18 protein-coding genes are annotated in these 20,497 nt (G+C 69.0%); 1 reads left to right on the forward strand and 17 read right to left on the reverse strand.

Annotated features, from left to right (window positions below):
• Window position 1 precedes the first annotated feature (1 nt).
• The 15 genes from asnB to CFB89_RS25165 form a co-directional block, all read right to left on the reverse strand.
• On the reverse strand, window positions 2–1,972 hold the full coding sequence (gene asnB, locus CFB89_RS25090) for an asparagine synthase (glutamine-hydrolyzing) (RefSeq protein ID WP_089470213.1): 1,971 nt from the start codon (window positions 1,970–1,972) through the stop codon (window positions 2–4).
• A gap of 277 nt (window positions 1,973–2,249) precedes the next feature.
• A complete protein-coding gene (locus CFB89_RS25100) occupies window positions 2,250–3,281 on the reverse strand; it encodes an EscU/YscU/HrcU family type III secretion system export apparatus switch protein (RefSeq protein ID WP_089470215.1) in 1,032 nt (343 codons plus the stop codon).
• A gap of 16 nt (window positions 3,282–3,297) precedes the next feature.
• Window positions 3,298–4,107, reverse strand: coding sequence for a type III secretion system export apparatus subunit SctT (gene sctT, locus CFB89_RS25105; RefSeq protein WP_089470216.1), 810 nt, complete (start codon window positions 4,105–4,107; stop codon window positions 3,298–3,300).
• On the reverse strand, window positions 4,101–4,775 hold the full coding sequence (locus CFB89_RS25110; protein WP_089470217.1) for a hypothetical protein: 675 nt from the start codon (window positions 4,773–4,775) through the stop codon (window positions 4,101–4,103). Before CFB89_RS25110 ends, sctT begins: the two co-directional genes overlap by 7 nt.
• Window positions 4,768–6,144 (reverse strand): type III secretion system ATPase SctN, encoded by a 1,377-nt coding sequence (gene sctN, locus CFB89_RS25115; protein ID WP_089470218.1) that lies wholly within the window; start codon window positions 6,142–6,144, stop codon window positions 4,768–4,770. Before sctN ends, CFB89_RS25110 begins: the two co-directional genes overlap by 8 nt.
• The gene (sctL, locus tag CFB89_RS25120; protein WP_027781117.1) at window positions 6,141–6,770 is read right to left on the reverse strand and encodes a type III secretion system stator protein SctL; all 630 of its coding nucleotides are present in this window, start codon (window positions 6,768–6,770) and stop codon (window positions 6,141–6,143) included. Before sctL ends, sctN begins: the two co-directional genes overlap by 4 nt.
• Window positions 6,752–7,510, reverse strand: coding sequence for a SctK family type III secretion system sorting platform protein (locus CFB89_RS25125; RefSeq protein WP_089470219.1), 759 nt, complete (start codon window positions 7,508–7,510; stop codon window positions 6,752–6,754). The genes sctL and CFB89_RS25125 overlap by 19 nt, the downstream gene beginning before the upstream one ends.
• A complete protein-coding gene (gene sctJ / locus CFB89_RS25130; RefSeq protein WP_089470220.1) occupies window positions 7,507–8,391 on the reverse strand; it encodes a type III secretion system inner membrane ring lipoprotein SctJ in 885 nt (294 codons plus the stop codon). Before sctJ ends, CFB89_RS25125 begins: the two co-directional genes overlap by 4 nt.
• A 55-nt stretch (window positions 8,392–8,446) precedes the next feature.
• Window positions 8,447–8,923, reverse strand: a complete 477-nt coding sequence (locus CFB89_RS25135; RefSeq protein ID WP_089470617.1) for a hypothetical protein — start codon at window positions 8,921–8,923, stop codon at window positions 8,447–8,449.
• Between the two features lie 124 nt (window positions 8,924–9,047).
• On the reverse strand, window positions 9,048–9,260 hold the full coding sequence (locus CFB89_RS25140; RefSeq protein WP_006480857.1) for a hypothetical protein: 213 nt from the start codon (window positions 9,258–9,260) through the stop codon (window positions 9,048–9,050).
• 140 nt (window positions 9,261–9,400) lie between these two features.
• Window positions 9,401–10,759 (reverse strand): type III secretion system inner membrane ring subunit SctD, encoded by a 1,359-nt coding sequence (gene sctD, locus CFB89_RS25145; protein ID WP_089470221.1) that lies wholly within the window; start codon window positions 10,757–10,759, stop codon window positions 9,401–9,403.
• Entirely contained in the window at window positions 10,740–12,785 is a 2,046-nt protein-coding gene (gene sctC, locus CFB89_RS25150; protein ID WP_089470222.1) for a type III secretion system outer membrane ring subunit SctC, read from the reverse strand. The genes sctD and sctC overlap by 20 nt, the downstream gene beginning before the upstream one ends.
• Entirely contained in the window at window positions 12,785–13,063 is a 279-nt protein-coding gene (sctS, locus tag CFB89_RS25155; RefSeq protein ID WP_006480854.1) for a type III secretion system export apparatus subunit SctS, read from the reverse strand. Before sctS ends, sctC begins: the two co-directional genes overlap by 1 nt.
• Window positions 13,060–15,276 carry a type III secretion system export apparatus subunit SctV gene (gene sctV, locus CFB89_RS25160; RefSeq protein WP_089470223.1) on the reverse strand — a complete coding sequence of 739 codons (2,217 nt, stop codon included), beginning with the start codon at window positions 15,274–15,276 and terminating at the stop codon, window positions 13,060–13,062. Before sctV ends, sctS begins: the two co-directional genes overlap by 4 nt.
• A 251-nt stretch (window positions 15,277–15,527) precedes the next feature.
• Complete coding sequence (locus CFB89_RS25165) at window positions 15,528–16,361, reverse strand: autoinducer binding domain-containing protein (RefSeq protein WP_089470224.1); 834 nt, start codon at window positions 16,359–16,361, stop codon at window positions 15,528–15,530.
• A 283-nt stretch (window positions 16,362–16,644) separates the two neighbouring features.
• Here CFB89_RS25165 and CFB89_RS25170 point away from each other — a divergent pair, with 283 nt between their 5' ends.
• Window positions 16,645–17,553, forward strand: coding sequence for a LuxR family transcriptional regulator (locus CFB89_RS25170; RefSeq protein ID WP_089470618.1), 909 nt, complete (start codon window positions 16,645–16,647; stop codon window positions 17,551–17,553).
• A 130-nt stretch (window positions 17,554–17,683) separates the two neighbouring features.
• On the opposite strand, the gene CFB89_RS25175 is transcribed toward CFB89_RS25170, so the two are convergent.
• Window positions 17,684–19,330, reverse strand: coding sequence for an Nramp family divalent metal transporter (locus CFB89_RS25175; protein ID WP_089470225.1), 1,647 nt, complete (start codon window positions 19,328–19,330; stop codon window positions 17,684–17,686).
• 122 nt (window positions 19,331–19,452) lie between these two features.
• Window positions 19,453–19,590, reverse strand: coding sequence for a hypothetical protein (locus tag CFB89_RS35065; protein ID WP_162838124.1), 138 nt, complete (start codon window positions 19,588–19,590; stop codon window positions 19,453–19,455).
• Between the last annotated feature and the right edge of the window lie 907 nt (window positions 19,591–20,497).

Genomic DNA, 20,497 nt, shown 5'->3' on the forward strand with positions numbered 1-20,497 from the left:
ATCACGTCGCCCGCTGATGTTCCAGCCACGCCTGGAACATCAGCACCGTCCACAGCTGGTGCTGCCAGTTCATCCGGCCCGTCTGGTGCTGGCGCCACAGCCGCTCGACCGCCGCCGCATCGAAGAAGCCTTCCTCGCGCAGGCGCGACGGCCGCAACAGCGCGTCGGCCCAGTCGTGCAGCGCGCCGCGCAGCCAGTGGTCGACGGGCGCGCAGAAGCCCTGCTTCGGCCGGTCGATCAGCGCGGACGGCACGTACCGGTCGAGCAGCCGGCGCAGCAGCGCCTTCGACTGCCCTTCCGGCAAGCGCACCGACGCCGGCACGCGCCATGCGAATTCGACGACGTGATGATCGAGGAACGGCATGCGCGTCTCGAGGCTCACGGCCATCGCCGCGCGATCGACCTTCGCGAGGATGTCGGTCGGCAGGTACGTGAGCGTGTCGATCGCCATCGCCTGCTCGGCGAAGCTCAGGTGCGCGGGCCACGCGGAGACCGTATCGAGCGGCGTCGGCGGCTCCTGCCCGGCGAGCGCGATGCGCTCCGGATGATGCACGGACGACATCAGCAGCCGGTACAGCCCGATGCGGCTCTCGGCGGTCATCACATGGCCGAGCTTGTGCAGGCGATCGCCGATGCGCGACGACGATTCGCGCGCCTCCACGCCGCCGCCGAACGCACCCTGCGCGACGGCCGCGAGCTGGTCCGCGTGATCGGGACGCAACGCATGCAGCGCGGCGGCGATCCGCGCGCGCACCGCCGCCGGCACGCGATGCAGCTTGCGCCACAGGCGCGGCGTCAGGAAGTAGCGCGTATAGCCGCCGAACAGCTCGTCGCCGCCGTCGCCGGACAGGCTCACCTTCACGTGCCGGCGCGTCAGTTCGGACACCAGAAAGGTCGGGATCTGCGACGCATCGGCGAACGGCTCGTCGTAGATCGACGGCAACTTCGGCACGACGCCGAGCGCATGGTCGGCCGTCACGTAAAGCTCGGTATGGCGCGTGCCGAGATGGCGCGCGACGGCCTTCGCGTAACCGGCTTCGTCGTAGCCGGCTTCGTGAAAGCCGATCGTAAACGTGTCGACCGGCGACGCCGATTGCGCCTGCATCAGCGCGACGATCGCCGACGAATCGACGCCGCCCGACAGGAACGCGCCGAGCGGCACGTCGGCTTCCATCTGCCGTGCGACGGCCTGGCGCAGGATCGTGTCGAGCTGGTCGACGGCTTCGCCGGCGCTGCCCTCGAACGGTTGCGCGCGGCCCGCCTCGATCGCCTGTTCGAGCGTCCAGTACGTCCGCACGCACGGCGTGTCGCGCGCATGTTCGAACTGGATATACGTGCCGGGCGGCAGCTTGCGGATGCCGCGATAGATCGTGTAAGGCGCGGGCACGCTCGCCTGGCGCAGATACAGGCACAGCGCGTCGCGGTCGATCGTGCCGTCGAAGCCCGGATAGCCGCGCAGCGCCTTCAGCTCGGACGCGAACACGAGCGCGTCGCCGATCCGGCCGTAGTAGAGCGGCTTCTCGCCGATCCGGTCGCGCGCGAGCGTCAGCACCCGCGATGCGCGATTCCACAGCGCGAACGCGAACATGCCGGTCGCGCGGCGCAACGTGGCCTCGACACCCCACGCGACGATCGCCGCGATCAGCACCTCGCTGTCGGAATGGCCGCGCCACGCCGGTGCGCGCCCCGCGCGCTCGAGCTCCGCGCGCAGTTCGCGATGGTTGTAGATTTCGCCGTTGAAGACGAGGACGTAGCGGCCGCACGCGGAAGCCATCGGCTGCCGGCCGTGCACCGACAGGTCGACGATCGCGAGCCGCCGGTGGCCGAGCGCGATGCCGGCTTCCGGGTCGACCCAGATGCCCTGCCCGTCCGGCCCGCGATGCGCAAGGCTCGCCGTCATTCGCGCGAGTGTGCCGCGCGCTGTCTCCTCATCGAAGGCGACGCTATTCAGAAAGCCGTCGATTCCGCACATTGATTTGTCTGCCCCTGTTGACCTGTTCCGTCACGCACCGCGCACCTCGCGGCCCGCCGTCGGGCATGACGGTCGAGCCATATTACGAAGAAATAAATCAGCAATAATTCACCAGTGAATGCGGGCACCGTCCGGAAAAAAATGGACGTCAAGCGCCGCGTGCGGATGCCCGCATGACGGGGCCATATCGAATCCGGCCGGAGGGCCGGCCGGCAGGGCAGGAAAAAAAGGGAGCGCATGCCGACATGACGCCACCGCGGCAAGCCGCCACGTCACATCAAGCAGCCCCGGTCGCCCATTTCAGCAACTGCGCGACCTCGCGGAAATGCTGCGGCTGGATCGTGCCGTTCTCGGGTGTCGTCTCGTACAGCGCCTGCGCGAGCCCGACGTTCGCGAGCGTCGGGCGCAGCGCATCGCGGGCCAGCCGCACGATCCGCTCGGCCGCGTCGCCCTCGCCGCGCGCGAGCACCCACGGCAGCGAGCCCATCCCGCCGTAGTAGAGCGCGACCGCGACGCGCGGCGAATAGACGACCACCGACGCATAGCCGACCCGGTCGGGCAGCGACGCGAACTGCACTTCGCGCGCGAGCTGGCGGCGCTTCGCCTGGATGTGCGGATCGCCTTCGTCCTCCTTGTGCTCGCGCCGCACTTCGTCGATCGACATTTTCATTTTCTGGTTGAATTCGTGCCGCTGGTGCACGATGTCGATCAACGCCATCACGATGTAGATCAGCGCGGCCCAGCCGAACAGCAGCATCAACAATTTCACGATCAGCGCGAGAATCGAGACCGGCCGCGTGAAGCCCGACTGCACCGACGGATCGAGCGACTCGACGATCAGCCAGCCGAGCGTCGCGACGAGCAGCGCCGTCTTCAGCAGCATCTTCGCGAGGTTGACGAGGTTGCGCGGCGACCACAGGTTCTTCATCCCCTCGGCCGGGTTGAGCCGCGACAACTGCGGCACGAGGCGGCTCCACGCCATCACGCCGCCCACCTGCACGAAGCCCGCGAGCAGCCCCGCCAGCAACCCGGCCGCGACGATCTGCGCGGACTGCGTCGCCCAGTCGCGCGCGGCGCCGTCGATCAGCACCGCGAGCCGCGCGGACGGATCGGCCGCGCCGACCGCGTCGAACACGAGCCGGAACAGCGCCTGCAATCGCGCGAACAGCGAACCGATGCCCACCGCGAGTGCCACGCACACGCCGACGAAGAACGCCGACGAAACCGTTTCCGCGCTCTTCGGTACGTCGCCCTTCTCGCGTGCCTCGCGCAGGCGCTTCGCGGTCGGCTTCTGGTCCTTTTCGGCCATCTCGGCTCCCGCGCGTTCAGCCGCCGCCGTGCGCGGCGAACAGCGCGCGCAGCAGCGCCATCAGCCCGCTGTCGGGGCTCAGCAGCGAATGCAGCGACGCGTACACCACCGGCAGGAACAGGACCATCATCAGCAGCGCGAGCGCGCTCTTCAGCGGCTGCGAGAACACGAAGATGTTGAGCTGCGGCACCGCGCGCCCGACCAGGCCGATGCCGAGTTCGACGAGCACCAGCACGATCGTCACCGGCGCGGCGAGCTTCACCATCCATTCGAAGATCGTATCGGTCTGCCGCACGATGAAGGTTTGCAGCATCGACGAGAAATCGGGGCCGAGCGAGCCGATCGGCCACCATGCGTACGATTGCGCGAACAGTTGCACGAGCACCTGCAACCCGCCCGCGGTGACGAACAGCGCGATCGCGACGAAATTCAGGAATCCGGAAGTCGGGCCGCCCTCGTGCCCGCCCATCGGATCGAAGAACGCGGCGCTGCCGCTGCCGGTCTGGAAGTCGATCAGGTAGCCGACGCCCTGGATCGCGAACAGCACCGCGCTGAACGCGCCGGCGAGCAGCATGCCGACCATCGCTTCCTTCGCGACGAGCAGGCACCACATCAGGAACGGCAGCGCCGCGACCTGCGCGGCATCGATCGTCGGCGCGACGAACGCGGCGATCACCACCGCGATCCCGTTGCGCACGAGGCCCGTGATGATCTGCTCGTTGAAAACCGGCACGACGAACATGATCGGCAGCAGGCGCGGCATCACGTAGAGCAGCGGCCGCAGCATGCCGGCGACGTCGTTGAAACCCGCGGCCTGGTCTAGCATCGGCGCTCCGCGGCGGCGGGCGGGGCGGGATCGTCGGGCGCGGCGGATGCGTCGGCTTCAGCGGCGATTTCAGCGTTCGCGCCCGTTTCCGCTTCGGTCATGGCCGCATCGAACGCGGCCGCGGCCTGCGGCGGCGCGAACGCATGAACGGCCGCGTCGCCCGCGCCGGCCACCCAGGTGCCGCCCGTCGCGAAGCGCCGCACCGCGTAGCCGTCCGCCACTTCGTCGGCATCGCGTTCGACCCGCGCGGCGCGCGCGTGCAGCGCCTTCTCGCCGGCTTTCTCCAGCTTGTCCTCGGCGGCCTTCGCCTTGCGCGCGGCGCGCTGCAGGTCGGCGAGCGTCGCCTCGTGGCCGCGATGCACGTGCGCGGCCTCGCTCACCGACGCGTTCGCGGTGCCGATATGCCGGTCGAACGTGCGCGTATCGGCCGCCGCGTCCTGCAACGCGCGCGCTTCGCGCACGTCGTCGGCGAGCCGCGTCTGGATCGCCGCCTTCGCGGCGACCTGCTGCGCGAGCTGCGCCTGCGCGGCCGCGAGCGCGCGCCGGCTCTGCGCGGCGATGCCCTGCTGACGCGCGGCTGCGACGCGCGCGATCTGGCTGCGCATCTCGCGCACGCGTTTCAGGCGGGCGAGCGTCGCGAGCACGAGACGGTCGTCGGCTTCAGACATGATCGTTCGCCAGCTTCGTCAGTTTCGCGAGCAGCGCGTCGAAGCGCACGTCCTCGTCCGACGCCTGCGCGCAGAACGCGCCGATCGCGTCGCGCGCGCGCAGCGCGAGATCGCCGAGCCGATCGCTGCCTTCGCGATACTCGCCGATCTGCACGAGCAGCTCGATCTCCTGATACTTCGCGATCAGCTCGCGCACGCGCGCGGCCGCATGCTGGTGCGCGCGGCTCGCGACGAGAGGCATCACGCGCGACAGGCTCGCGAGCACGTCGATCGCCGGATAGCGATTCGCGAGCGCGATCTTGCGCGACAGCACGATATGGCCGTCGAGGATCGAGCGCACTTCCTCGGCGATCGGGTCCGATTCCTCATCGCCTTCGACGAGCACCGTGTACAGCGCGGTGATCGATCCGTGTGCGCCCTGCCCCGCGCGTTCGAGCAGGCGCGGCAGCACCGCGAACGTCGACGGCGGAAAACTGCGCCGCGTCGGCGGCTCGCCGCTCGCCAAGCCGACCTCGCGCTGCGCGCGGGCGAAGCGCGTCAGCGAATCGACCAGCAGCAGCACACGCTTGCCCGCATCGCGAAAGTGCTCGGCGATCGCGGTCGCGACCAGTGCGGATTTCACGCGCTCCATCGCCGGGCGGTCGGACGTCGACACGACGACGATCGAACGTGCGCGCACCTCCGGCGACAGGCTGTGCTCGATGAATTCGCGCACCTCGCGGCCGCGTTCGCCGACCAGCGCGATCACGTTCACGTCGGCCTGCGCGCCGCGCGCGATCATCCCGAGCAGCGTGCTCTTGCCGACGCCCGACGGCGCGAAGATGCCGACGCGCTGCCCGACGCCGAGCGTCATCAGCCCGTCGATCACGCGCACGCCGGTCGGAAACGGCGTGTCGATCATCTTGCGCGCGAGCGGATTCGGCGGGTCCTGCTGCGTCGATACCCATGCGGCGCCCGCGACCGGCCCGCGATCGTCGAGCGGGCGGCCGAGCCCGTCGAGCACGCGGCCGAACAGCCCTTCGCCCACCGGAAACACATGCTCGCGCCCGGACGGCACGACGGTCGTCTCCGGCGACAGCCCGGCCACGTCGCCGAGCGGCGTGAGCAGCGTCGTCTGCCGCGAGAAGCCGACCACCTCCGCAAGCAGCGTCGGCTGGTTCGGCGTGCGCAGCTCGCAGATCTCGCCGAGCCGCGCGCGGATGCCCGTCGCATTCAATATCTGCCCGACCGCGTGGTTGACGCGGCCCTGCACCGACACCGGCGAAAAGAACGCGAGCCCCGCGTCGAGTTCGCCGACGAGGCGGCCGCGATCGAACGGTGCGCCGTCGTCGTCGCCGAACGATTGCGGCTCGTCGAGCGGCGCGTTCATCGCGCGGCGCCTTTCAGCGCGTCGCGGCGGATCGCCTGGCGCAACGCGTCGATCTGCAGGTCGAGGCTCGCGTCGATGCGCCCGGACGGCGTCTCGACCGTGCACGCGTGGCGTTCGAGCTGCGCGTCCTCGACGATGCGGATCTTCTGCCGATTCGACTGCCCGGCGAACGCGCCGTCGAGCGCATCGCGCATCTCGTCGGTGCGGCCGGGCGCGATCCGCACGATCAGGAACGCCTCGTCGCGCACCAGCGGCGCGATCCGCGCGAGCGCGGCCTCGTACAGCTTCTGCGTGCTCATCTCGCCGACGATCGCGCGCACGGCCTTCACGACGATATCGGCCATCGCGTCCTTCATCGTCTCCATCGTGCGCGTGGCGGCGAGCGCCTGCGTGTACGCCTGCGCGGCCTGCTCGCGCTGCGCGCGGCGCATCCCTTCGTCGTAGCCGGCCGCCTGACGCTTGTCGAATTCGCGCTGCGCGTCGGCGACGATGCGCGCGGCCTCTTCATGCGCGGTCGCGATCACCGCGGACGCGTCGAGCAGCGCCGCGTATTCGCGCTCCTTGAGCACCTTGCGCTCCGACAGCAGCTGCAGGTTGTCGCTCGTGATCAGAAAAGCCAGTCCCATGACGCAAGCCTCTCGGGAATAAGAAACAGGAACATCAGTTCGCCGAACTGATCGCGCTGCGCGCGGTTCAGCCAGTACGGCGCCTCGTCGTCGATCGCGCGGTTGAATTTCAGGCGCACGCGCCGCGCGACGGCCTCGCCGGCCACGCCGATGAAATCCGCGAGCAGCCGCCCGCCGCGCGCACGGATCACGACCGGCAGCGCGGCGGGATCGGCGCGCCACGGTTCGAGCGTTTCCGCGAGCGCGCCGAATTCCGGCGCGCGTTCGAGCGCGAGTTCGAGCGCATCGCCGCCGAGCCGGGCCGCGACTTCCGCGCGGATGCGGCGCCCGGTCAGCGCGTCGCGCAGCCATGCGCGGTGCAGCAGCAGCCCCGCATACGCGGCCAGTTGCTCGAGCGCCGCGCCCGGTAGCAGCGCGAGCCGCGCGCACGGGTTCGCGACGTCGAAGTCGTGCCGGTCGGCCACGCCGTTCGACGCGAGCAGATGCCGCGCGAGCAGCTTGCGGCCGGCCGCGCCGAACGCGTCCGGCGAACGGTAGCGCGCGGGCCAGTCGGCCGGCACGCGCGTCACGTGCAGATAGCGGTCGGGCCGCAGGTTGAAATCGCAGACGAGCGCATGGAACGCGGCGGCGCGCGCGGCCGGCGGCGGCGCAAGCGGGTGCAGCCACGGCAGCCGCGCCGCCTCGGACGCGGCGGCCCCATCGTACGGCTCGCCCGACGGCAACGCGTGCGAATCGCTCATGCGCCGTCGCGCGCGCCGTCCGGCGTGCGCAGCCCGCCGCCCGCCTGCTGCGCGGCCGCCCCGCCGCCGTTCGCGCCGCGCGGTGCGCCGAGCAGGCCCGCGAGCCGAGCGCCGAACATCCCGCGCCGCGCGGCCGACAGCGCGATCACCGCGCAGGTCAGTAGGATCAACGCGAACACGAGCCAGCCGAGCGGCGAGCGCAACCGCAGGATGTCCGACACCGCGCTGCCGATCCCGTCCACGCGCGTCGCGCGCGCGGCGGCCGGCTGCAGGAACAGCGACACGTTGTCGTACTGCAGCCCTTCGATGCTGTGCGCGACGAGATCCTTGACCATCGGCGCCATCGCGCGCAGGTCGATGCCCGGCCGGTAGCGGATGTACACCGCGGCCGACGACGGCTTGATCTTGTCCGCGAGCGGATCGTTCTCCGGAATCACGACCTGCACGCGCGCGACCACCACGCCCTCGATGTCCTGCAGCGTGCGCGACAGATCCTGCGACACGCCGTACAGGTAGCGCACGCGCTCCTCGGCCGGCGTCGACACGAGGCCCTGCTTCTGGAACAGCTCGCCGAGGCTCGCATAGCTCGGCTTCGGCAGCCCGTTCGCGTGCAGCACCGTGAGCGCCGCCTGCATGTCGCCGTCCGCGACGCTCACGAGCCACGCGTTGCGGTCCGACGTGTCGCGCGCGTCGTTGTCCTTCGACGCGCTGATGCCCGCGTCGCCGAGCACCGCGATCATCTGGTTCGCATCGCGCTCCGACAGGCCCGAGTACAGCTCCTTCTGGCACCCGGCCAACAGCACGAGCAGCCCCGCGAGCAGCGCGCGCGCCGCCCGGCTGCGCCACGCATGCGTGCGCGGCGTCGAATCGATCGTCGTCATCGTTTGTCCGCTTCAGGGCGCGTGAGGCCAGATCCTCCGGCCCGCACGCGCGCTTTCACTCCTGCGTCTTCAGCACCGTATGCGTGAAGCCGTTCGCCGCCTGCGCAACCGACAGGCTCAACTGGTATTCCGAAATCGTGGTGGTTGCCGTCCACTGGAAATCCATCGCCTTCACCATCGTCATCAGCGGGTCGCTGCGGCTGTCCGCCATCGACGTCAGCATCTCGTTGCGGTGCTTGTCGATGTTCGCGTACCGCGAATCGAGATCGTTGCCGTACGTGCGCAACCGCTCGACGAGCGACGACTGGTTCGCCTGCGCGGGCGTCATCTGCACGGCCGGCGCCGCATCCGCCGGCGCACGCGCCATCGCGACGCCCGACGCAGACGGCGGGGCGGCCGTCGACGCGCCCGGCCGCATCAGCGCATCGAACTGGCGCACCTGCGCCGGATCGGACGTCGCGCCCGTTTGCTGCGCGGCACTCGCGAGCGCAGCCGCGCCCGGCGGCGCCGCGCCTACGCCTGTTACCGACATGATCGTGTCCTCCTTGACCGGCAAAGCCGGAAACGGGCCGGCCGGCACGCATCGACACCACGCCGAGCGCCCGTCACGGGCAGCCCCGGCATCCGGCGTCGCGCGGCACGGCCGGCGACCGGCGTCACGCGCGGCCGGCGGAACTCAGGTGTTGCGCAACCTGGGCGTTCGCCGTCCCTTCCTGCGCGGTCACTGCGTTGCTGGTTTCGAACGTCGCAGTCGATTGCTGAACCTGGAAATTGATCTTGGTCAGTTCGAGTTGCGTCTTGGTCAGGTCGTCGGCCTGCTTCTGCACGTCGCCCGTGTTCGTCACACCACCTGCTGCCGAGGTACCCATGCTTCGCTCCTTTACGTGAACCACACTTCACCTTCCGGCGGCGGCCCCATGCCCCGCCGGCGACGTGACGCGCCGCATGCGCGCGGCGTGTCGCGTAATGCGCGCATCGCGAAACGCGCTGCGCAAATCCTGTCGCGACGCTAGTGTGTCGCGCCCTTCGATGCGCCGGCCGCCGCGACGGCCGGCGTCGCCGGCGCATCGGGCAACAGCGTCGGCCCCGGCACCGGCTGCGCGACGCCCGCCGCCGCCCCGCTCGCGAGCGGCGCCACGGGTGGCGCCGGCGCCTGCTCGGGCGCATGCGCCGACGGGCCGCCGAGCGGCATCGTGATGCGCTGGCCGTTGCGCTCGAACACCACTTCGTCCGGGCCGATCGACACGACGGTCGCGCCTTCCTTCAGCCGCGCGCCTTCGAAATAGCGGCTGCCGTCGACCGTCTCGATGTAGCGCTGATCGCCGTCGCCGGCGAATACGGTCGTGATCTCCGGAATGCCCGCCGTGCCGCCAAGTGTCGTCGCCGTGCGCGGCGCGGCCGCATCGGCGTCGCGCACGTGATCGACCACCTCGAGCGCCGGCCGGGCGTCCTTCATGTAGTTGCGGATGCGCGGCTCGATCTGCGCGCGCGCGGCCGTGCCCGTCAATTCGATCCGGCCGCGCCCGAGATACGTGACCGTCAGCGCCGTATCGCTGAAATAGGTCTGCGCGGTCGCGACCAGATCGCTGACCACGTAGAGGTTGCCGAGCGCCGCGTTGTCGACGCCCGCGACGATCTGCGCGACGCGCTCGCGCGCGGCCGGATCGCTCACGTAACCCGACACGATCACGCCGTCGTCGCGCGGCGCGACCGCCAGCTCCGGATACGCGTGCAGCAGTTGCTGCAGCCGATGCGTGCGCGCGAGCACCGATTCGTGCTGCCACGGCAGGCGCCCCGACCATGCGACGAAGCCATAGCCGAGCGCGCCGAGCAGCACACCGACCCACAGCGCGACCAGCGCGATCACGAGCCGCCGGCTGCCCAGCCGGCGCAGGCCGCCCGTGAGCCAGCCGAGCCACGCGGCCTCGCGCGCGGCGTCCGGCGCATCGGTTTCGTCGGGCACCGCGACGCTCGCCTGCGCATGCCGCGCGATGCCGAGCCGGATCGAGCCGACCGTCACGACGTCGTTCGGCGTCAGCGAGCGGCGGCCGGCGCCGAGCGGCTCGTCGTTGAACAGCACCGGCGCGCCGGCGTCGCCGCCGTGGTTCTGCACGGTCACCGCGAGCGCGCCGACCTGCAGGCACACCTGTTTCGCGCCGATCTCGCGATCGGGCAGGATCACTTCGCAGTCGGCCGCCGTGCCGACCCAGTTCGCGCCGCGCGCGAGCGACATCGTGCGGCCGTACATCGGCCCGCTCAGGAAGCACAGGTTCCACGGCGACGCGAGCGCGGCCGAGCCGGCCCCCGCGCTTCCCGCGCCGCCGGGCAACGCGCCGTCGCCGTGCGGATCAATGATGCTCGTCGACATGCGTGACCACTCCTGCGGTCGTCGCCGCGGGCTGCGACGCCGCGCCCACGGGCGGCGGCGGCAACGCGGGCGGACCGAACTTCGTGCCGGGCAGCGGCTTCGGCGTCAGCGGCACCGCGACGTCGTTGTCCGGCGGCCGATACATCGACAGCCCTTCCGGGTTCGCCGGACCGTCGACGCCCGGGTTCACGGGCGAGCCGTCCGGCGCATACATCGACGCGCTCGTCACGACGCGCGGCGTCAGCAGGTAGAACCGCTCCATGTGGTTCCCCGACTTGTCGGTGTACTTGAACAGGTTGCCGATCAGCGGAATGTCGGACAGCCAGGGCACGCCGCTCTTGTTCAGCCGCACCTCGTCGTCGTTGAAACCGGCGATCAGGAGGCTCTTGCCTTCGTCGATCATCGTCTTGGTGACGATGTTGCGCTGCTGGATCACCGGCACGTTCGACACGGCCTGCCCCGGCACGATGTTGCCGTCCTGGATGTCGATCGACATCATCACGCTCTGCATGTTGCCCGACACGGCCGCCGCGTTGCGGATCGCCTCGTCGACGATCATCGGCGTCACCTTGATGCTGGTGCCGGTCGTCACGCTGTACAGCGACGAATCCTGGTAGCCCGGCACCTGCACGTAGAACTGCGTGAGGTTCTCGAGGATCGCCTCGGTGTTGTCGAGCGCGAGCACCTTCGGCTTCGATCGCAGTTGCGCCTGGCCCTTCTGCGCGAGCGCGTTCACGCGCGTGAGCAGGTAGTTGCGCAGCGATCCGCCGATCGACGCGGTCAGCGCGATGCCGGTCGGCATGAAGGCGCCCGTCTGCCCGGTTTCCGACGTGCCGATGCCGAACGTCAGCGGCGGGTTGCCGGCGCCGTTGTACTGCGTGTTGCCGTTCAGCGCGTTCTGGCCGTTGCCGATCTGCACGTCGCCGTGCGTCGTGTGCAGGCGCCAGTCGATCCCGAGGCTGTCGAGCGAATCCTCGTTGATGTCGATGATCGTCACGTTGATCTCGACGATGCGCGGCCGCTCGTCGAGCTCGCCGATCAGCGACTGGTAGCGGTACATGTTCTCCGGCAGGTCGCGCACGATCACCGCGTTGATCGCCGGATCGGCGACGATTTGCGGCAGCGTATCGCCGCTGCGGGTGTTCGAGAACGGCGAGAACCCGCCGCCCGCGCTGCCGTCCGCGCCGCTGTAGCCGCCCTGCCGCGGGCCGCCGGAGAGGTCGGGAAAGTCGAGGCGCGGCACCGCGATCGTCAGCCCAGAGCCGAGCTTCACCTGGCGCGCCGCCTGCCCGAGCGGCGTGCTCGACGGCGCCGCGACCGTTTCGCCGGTCTTGCCGAATAGCCGGCGCAGGATCGTCGCGACGCCCGGCACCGTCACTTCCTTGCCCGAGCGGTTGATCGTGAAATCCGACGCCCAGCCGTATTTCAGACGGAACGCGCGGATGTCCGCATGCGCGCCGTTCGCCGACGGATCGCCGACCGAGCCGATCGCCTGCCGCACGAGTTCGACGTAGCGGCGCGGGCCGGCGACGTACACGCTGTTCGCACGATCGTTGATCACCAGCGTGTAGCGCTTGTCCGGAATCTGCATCGCCTGCAGCGCGCGGCCGATTTCGCCGGACGCATTCGGCGGGATCGGGATCATCTGCGTTTGCGACTGGTCGGCCGGATCGACGTACAGGAACGAGCCGTCGTAGTACCACGTGAGCCCGTAGGTCGAGCAGATCGTATCGAGCGTCTGCTGCGGCGTGCCGGAGAAGCGGCCGCTGATCACGCCGTCGACCTTCGGGTCGACCACCGCCGTCACGCCCTGCGACGACGCGAGCTCGCGGATGAAGTCGCCGATCTTCTTGCCGTTCGCGACGATCGTGAACGGCTTGTTGCGCCAGCGCAGGTCCGCGGCGCGCGCATGCTGCGCGGGCGCCATGCACAGCGACGCCGTGAGCAGCGCGGTCGCGCACACGGCAAGCGCGGCCCGTTGCAGGCTGCGCGGTTGAAACCGGATCGAGGCGACGCGTCGACGCATCAAAGGACTCCTGTGGAAGAAACGAACATGCGTTCCAGCGCCTGCTGCGCGAAGCGCAGCACCTCGCCGCCGAGCCAGCCCGACAGCAGCACGAGCGCGACCATCACGGCGATCAAGCGCACCGCGATGCCGATGTTGGCGTCCTGCACCTGCGTGACGGCCTGCAGGATCGCGACGACGAGGCCCGTGACGGTCGCGATCAGCACGATCGGCAGCGACAGCAGCAGCACGAGCATCAGCGCCTGGCGCGTCAGGTCGAGGATCGTCGAACTCGTCATTGCACGGCCCCCGGCACGCGCACGTCGGCGCCCGCGCCGACCGTGCCGTCGTCCGGCGGGTTCTTCACCCAGCCGACCGTATGCAACTGCACGTCCTCCTCGACTTCCTGGTACGACAGCACCGCGAGGTCGGGCAGCACCGGTTGCAGGATCGTCTTCACGTAGCGGCGCGCGCCGAGCGCGACCATCACCGCGAGCCGCGCGGCGCCCGGCGCATTGCCGTGGCCACCGTGGCCGCCGGGGCCGGCCGCCTGCGCGGCCTGCACGATCGCGCGCACCTGCTCGCCGATGTCCTGCTTGACCGCGCTCGACAGCGCGAGGAAATTGCCCTGCTTCGTGCGCATCACCGCGCGCTCGATCCGCTCCTGCAGGTTCTGCTCGAACAGCACGACGCGCAGTTGGCGCGCCGTGCCCGCATGACGGTCGGTGATCATCCGCCGCAGGTCGACGCGCACGAGTTCGACCAGCGCGATCACGTCGTCGGGCTCGTTCGGCGCCCACGTGATCAGGCTCTCGAAGATCACGCGCAAGTTGCGGATCGGCACCTGTTCGGCGAGCAGCCGGCGCAGCACTTCGGTCACGCGCTGCAGCGGCACGAGCCGCGTCAGTTCGCCGACGAGCTCCGGATGATCGCGGCGCACCAGATGCACGAGCGCCTGCGTCTCCTGGATGCCGAGCAATTCGTCCGCATGCTGGCGCACGATCTGCTCGACGTGCGCGGCCAGCGCGCTCTCGCTCGACAGCCACTTGCCGTCCGGCGCCGCGCCGTCCGGCTTGATCCACAGCGCGGTCGCGAACGGGCCGAACGCCTCGGCCGGCTGGCGCTCCGCGCGCTCGGGCAGCGGCGCGACGCCGTCCCACAGCAGCCAGCCCGGCTTCAGCGCGCCGTGCGCGGCGAGCACGTCCTGCAGGTAGATCCGGTACGTGCCGGCCGGCGCGCCCTCGTCGTCGTTCAGCGTGATGCGCGGAAACACCGTGCCGATGTCCGCGTCGACGCGCGCCTTCGCGCTCGACAGCGCCGCCTGCAATTGCGCGAGGTTCAGGCCCGTGCGCAGGTCGTCGGACAGCGACACCGCGATCAGCGACGTGACGCCCGCCGCGTGCGACACCTTCGCGGGCTGGCCGTCGTCGGCCGCGCCGACGCGCCCCGCGACATGAATCAGGTTGAAGCTCGGCGCGGCCGTCTTGCGCCTGAGCTGGGAGAACGCGAACGCGCCGAGGCCGAGCGCGATCAGCGCGAACGACCATTTCGGAAAACCGGGCACGACGAGAAAACCGGTCAGCACGAACGCCGCGATCAGCAGCGCGCGCGGATGCGCGCCCAGTTGCTCGCCGAGCTGTTCGCCGAGCTGGCGCTGCCGCGCATCGCGCGTCGCCACGCGCGTCGTCACGATGCCGGCCGCGATCGACACGAGCAGCGACGGAATCTGCGACGCCATCCCGTCGCCGACGGTCAGGATCGCGTAACGTTGCAGCGCCTCGCCGATGTCCATTCCGTGCATCAGCGTGCCGACCGCGATCCCCGCGACGATGTTGATGAACGCGATCACGAGGCCGGCGATCGCGTCGCCCTTCACGAACTTCATCGCGCCGTCCATCGCGCCGTGCATCTGCGATTCCTGCTCGAGCTGCTCGCGGCGCTCGCGCGCCTCGTCGGCGCTGATGATGCCCGCGCGCAGGTCCGCGTCGATGCTCATCTGCTTGCCCGGCATCGCGTCGAGCGAGAAGCGCGCGCCGACTTCGGCCACGCGCTCCGACCCTTTCGCGATCACGATGAACTGCACGACCGCGATCACGAGGAACACCACGCCGCCCACCACGACGTTGTTGCCGACCACCAGCCGCCCGAACGCGTCGATCACGTGGCCGGCGTTCGCATGCAGCAGGATCAGCTTGCACGACGCGATGTTCAGCGCGAGCCGGAACAGCGTCGTAAACAGCAGCAGCGCGGGAAACGACGAGAAGCTGACCGCCGACGGCACGTAGGTCGACACCGTCAGCAGCACGACGCTCGCCGCGAGATTCAGCGAGATCATCCCGTCGAGCGCGGTCTGCGGCAGCGGCAGGATGAACAGCGCGACGACCGCGACGATGAAGGTCGCGAGAAACAGGTCGGCGCGCGGCGACGCGCCTCCGAGGCGCCGTCCGGACACGCCGCGGCCGGCGGAAAACAACCGCTGCCAGTCGCGGGGGAGCGCCTTCGGTTCAGCCATCGTGCCGTCGTCCTGTCGTTATCGCCGGCTGGCACGGGCAACCCTTCCCCGTGCTGCGCGGACCGTTGAATGGGACGAGTGTAGCGACGGGAACTGAAGGAAAAAGAAGCGCGCCTCGTAGCGTGAAAGCGCGTTTTCCTCAGACGATCGAATCGGACTACGAAACCCGGCGGCGGGTTCGGGCACGCGCGGCCGGAACCGCTTCCATCGCGCGCCGGGCGGCTGCCGGCGCGCATCGGGCAGGCATCAGGTCAGGACGGCAGCCGCCGCGCGGCGAGGTACGCGAGCTGCGCGCGGTTCTGTACGTTGAACTGCTTTTCCAGCGAGCGGATGTGATGCCCGACCTTGTGCAGCGACGTGCGCAGCGCACTCGCGATCTCCTGGTCGGACAGCCCGTGCACGAGCCGGTCGAGCACTTGCTGCTGCTCGTCGGCGAGCGCGAAGCCACGCATGCGCGCGACACGCGCCTCGAGGAACGGCAGCGCGACGCGGTGCACGGCAAGACTGACCGACAGCGCGCCGCCGATCACGCGATCGTCGATCCATTCGGTGCCGTGCGTTTCCGACGTCAGGTTCACCGCGACGCGCAGATCGAGGCGCGGCGCCGACAGGCTGAAGATCACGCCGCTGTTCATTGCATGCGCACGCAAGTGCCCGGCGAGCGCCAGCACCTTGCGGTCGCCGCTGCCCTGCGCGACCGCCTCGATCTCGTCGAGCCGCCACGCGACCGGGAAGCCGCTTTGCCGCACCTGCGCGAAGCGCGGGTCGCTTTCGTACAGCATCCCTTCGATGAACGGCTGCATGAACGTCGCCGGCGCGAGATCGCGCAGCAGATGCGCGCGCAGAATGCGCCGCCCGATCATTTCATACGCGCCGTAACCGAGCGTACTGAATCCGATTTGCCGCAATCGCGCATGGCATTGCGCGAAATCGAATGACGCCAGGTCGGTTTTACCGGGCGTTATTTGAATACCGGTAAAAACGTCGCGCTCGATTGCGTGATATTCGTTCGAATAAGCGGCAGCGGCCGCTATATCGGCTTGTGAGAACCACTCGACGCGTGGTGCGCCGTCAGCATATGTCATGAGGAGCCCACCCTTTCCCAATATGTGAAACTGCGCCCCGTCACGATCTGGTCTTTTTCTTTAGGATTTTCTGGCCATCGTTATATGCACGCGAACATGAAACTTTCGCCGCGATTAGTATTACGGCATATTACCCACACGCCGGCATTTTTGTACAATGCCCCCGCGTTTCGTCAGGGATGACGAGCGGCGCAATCACAACGATGCTCGGTCGCACCGCCGCGAATGCCGTACACGATACGGCCGCCGCCAGGCGATGCGCGTCGATTCCGAGGGATGGCTCATGTCCGATATTGCATTGCATGAAGAAGCGGTCGCCCCAACCAGCTTGCCGCGTTCGTCGCGCGTGTCGAACGCCGACACGGACGCGTTGCGCGAGCGCACCGTGCAGGTCGTCTGGTGCGACGACCTGAAGCGCGGCGACGACGCGCAGCCGCACGCGCCGAAGCTCGGCGTCGCCGATACGCTCGCGCACGCGCAGAGCACGGCCGAACGCAACCGGATCGTCACGAGCCTGCTGCATCTGACCGGCTTCTCGACGTTCGCGTACTTCGCCCTCGAATTCGCGCGCGAACGCGTCGAAAGCCTCTACCTGCACGAAGCGTTCACGCCGGCCACCTATCGCGGCGACTACGTGCGGCACAGCCATCACGACGTCGATCCACGCACGCTCGGCGCGCGCGTGTGCAACATGCCGATCGTGTGGGACCTGCAGCAATTGCGCCGCGCGCACCGCGAGCGCGACGACGCGCCGTCCGTGAGCCCGGCCGCGCTCGACGGCTTCCTGCAGACGATGCAGGACGACGGAATGTGCAGCGGCATCATGTATTCGATGGCCGTGCCCGGCACGCGGCTGCACGCTTTCATGAGCTTCACCGCGCCGCGCCGCACGCGCGAATGGATCACGCCGGCGACGATCGAGCAGGCGCTGTCGATCGGGCTGTCGGTCCACAAGTTCGCGTCGCCGCAACTGATCTCGACGTCGCGCGAGCGTGCGGTCAACGGGCTCACGCCGTTCGAGCAGGAACTGCTGCTCGGCATCGCCGAAGGCGCGTCCGACAAGGAGATCGGCCGGCGCCTCGACACCAGCGCGCACAACGTCGACTATCACCTGCGCAAGCTGCGCAAGCGCTTCGGCGTCGCGAACCGGATCCAGCTCACGTACCTGACGTCGAAGCTCGAGCTGATCTGACACGCGGTGGCGGCGCAACGCCGTTGCGCATCATCGCCCGCGTAAACGCACATGCCGGCCTCGCGGGCCGGCATGTGCGGGTAGCGGCGCGGCGCCGGGTCAGGCGCCGCATCCTGGCGGACGATCGCCGTTACTTCAGCAGCGTCATCTGCACGACCTTCACGATCACGAGACCGACCGCGATCACCAGATAGCCGCGCAGCACGGCCATCCAGATTCGCGTCGCGAGCGTCATGTTCTGCGGCTCGAGCGTGTCGAGCGGCGGCATGCGCCACGTGTCGCGCAGCGAGCGATCGACGGCCGGCTCGACGACGCGCTTGTTGCGGCGAATCAGCACCGTCGCGAGATAGCCGGCGATCGCGAGCACGGTACCGCCCACCAGCACGTCGACGATCGCTTCGCCGCTGATGTCCGGATACATCACCGATGCGGTCAGGATGATCGACAGCAGCACCAGCACCCAGATCACCGCGCCCGTGAACACGTTGAGCTTCGCCGAGTTGACCCAGGGCCCCAGCACCTGGCGGTCGTTGCACAGCACGAGCAGGAACACCGTCGCGCTCGGCAGCAGTACGCCGGCCAGCGTCTGCACGGCTTCGGTCAGCAGGCCGAGCGGGCTGCCGGGGATCAGCACGAGCGTGGCCGCGGCCGCGACGATGCCGAAATAGACGAGATAAAAGCCCTTCGCGTCGGTCACGCCGCGGTGCAGCGAGTGGCGGATCTTGAACACGTCGCCGATCGCATACGCAGTCGACAGCGACACGGCCGCCGCGCCGATGATGCACGCGTCGAGCAGCGCGACCGCGAACAGCGTCGCGCTCGTGCGGCCCGCATACTTCTCGAGGCCGGCGATGACGCCGCCCGCATCGGTGAAGTTGCCGGCTTCCGGATGGCCGGCGAACAACGCCGAGCTGAAGCCGATCATCGCGACCGCGCCGACCAGCACGAACGCGATGCCGATCCACAAGTCGGCTTTTTCATATTTCATGAAGCGCGGCGTGATGCGCTTGTCGATCACGTAGCTCTGCTGGAAAAACAACTGCCACGGCGCGACCGTCGTGCCGACGATGCCGATCACGAGCAGCATCACGTCCGACAGCTTCGCGTGCGCGGGCCAGTTCGGCACGAAGAAATCGCGCGTCATCTGCGCGACGGGCGGGTGGATCGACACGAGCACCGGCACGAGCAGCAGGCTCAGCACGCACAGCCCGATCGCGAACCGCTCGAAGCGCCGGAAGTCGCCGGTACTGACGGCCGCCATCGTCAACGCCGCGGCCACGCACACGCCGGCCACCTTCGGCAATCCGAAGAAATCCAGCACGAACGTGATGCCGATGAACTCGGTGACGATGGTCAGCGCATTGAGCAGGAACAGGTCGATCACGCTGAACGCGCCCCAGAACTTGCCGAAGCGTTCGAAGATCAGGCGCGCATGGCCCACGCCCGTGACCGCGCCGAGGCGCAGCACCATTTCCTGGTTCACGTACAACACCGGCACGAGCAGCAGCAGCGTCCACAGCAGCGTCGTGCCGTAGTTCTGGCCGGCCTGCGTATAGGTGCCGAACGCGCCGGCGTCGTTGTCGCCGACCATCACGATCAGGCCCGGTCCGATGATCGCGAGCAGCGTGCGCAGGCGTGCCCACCACGTGCCGCGCGCACCGGTGTCGTGGTGCGAGATGGTGCCGAGCGCACCGCGAATGTCGCCCAGATGGGCTTCGTCGAGCACGGCGCTGCGCTCGACCGCGATCGGTGGAGAGACGTTGGAGGGCGTGGACATGATGTATTCCGTACGGCTAAGGGTTATGCGATTCGATGAGCGTGTGACCTTGGAATGCGCACGGGACGGCCGCTCGAAGACGGGCGCGCGTGCGCATGCCGAGGCGCGCTCGGCGCTTCTTTTCAGTGGATCAACGCTTTCAGCTGGTTCAGCAGGCGGGAGAACACGCGCGGACGGGCGTCGAGCGTCAGCATCGCGTCGTAGTGGTGGCGCGATTCCGTGACGTGCGGAAGGTTCGACAGCAGAAGGCCGAAGTTCATGGTCTGGCTCCGTGCGGCGACGGCAGGCGTGCCGGCCGCGTCGTGGGCGCGGGGCCAGTCCGGGGCCTGAACGACGTGTCAGGCTAGTTGGCCGGAATGTCCCCGCGACCCGGGTTCAAAAGGGTCTGCGTATGCAACGGGCATAAGGGACAACTGTCACTGTCGTTCATGGCGGCTCCTGTGCGGTGTTCCGGGGAACACGGTTGACCGCCGTCCGGCGGGCGGGCCGGCATTCGCGCACCCGGAGAACGGATGCGCGAACACGGCCGCCTGCCGGACGGCGGCGAAACCGGGCAACGCATGCGAGAACGCATCACGCTAACCGGCGCGAATCAGGGTGCACGTAGGGAGTTGCTGCGGAATACTGCTGCGCGCACCGTTTGCCCGGGAGACAAACGGCGGCTTCGATGAGGCGCGGACGTCGGTCGCTCAGGCGGAAATTTCGTTCGAAGATCGACTACTGCAGGCGTCCAAGGCGGCGGCCCCAAGAGTGAAGATGGCGGATTCTATGGACCGCCCGAAAGTGAAGTCAACCCCTTGAAACCCCATTTTTCGAAATAAATGTCCCGCCTGACGCGACTGAAAGATTTGCCCTTGAAATACCGTTCCGAAACCTTTCAGCGGCCCCGTCACGCAGCCGCGCGCCGATGCGCGCGAGCAACGGACCTGGCCCCCTGCCGCGCATCCATTTCACGATCGCCAGGCGGCCGCGTGGCAGCCCCGCCCCACGGCGACGCGCACCCGACATAGCGCATCCTTCGTGCGTTTTTTGCTTGCGCCGCAGCAAACGTCGCGACTACAATCCGCCCCAATTCATCAAGGGAGTCCCTCCGTGGACACATGCTCTGGTTGCAGTTCGATGCCGGTCCAGGCCGGCCAAGCCATCGCGAGATAGCAGCCAGACGCA

This window comes from Burkholderia sp. AU16741 (genome assembly GCF_002223345.1).
In the GTDB taxonomy this organism is placed as follows: Bacteria; Pseudomonadota; Gammaproteobacteria; order Burkholderiales; family Burkholderiaceae; genus Burkholderia; species Burkholderia sola.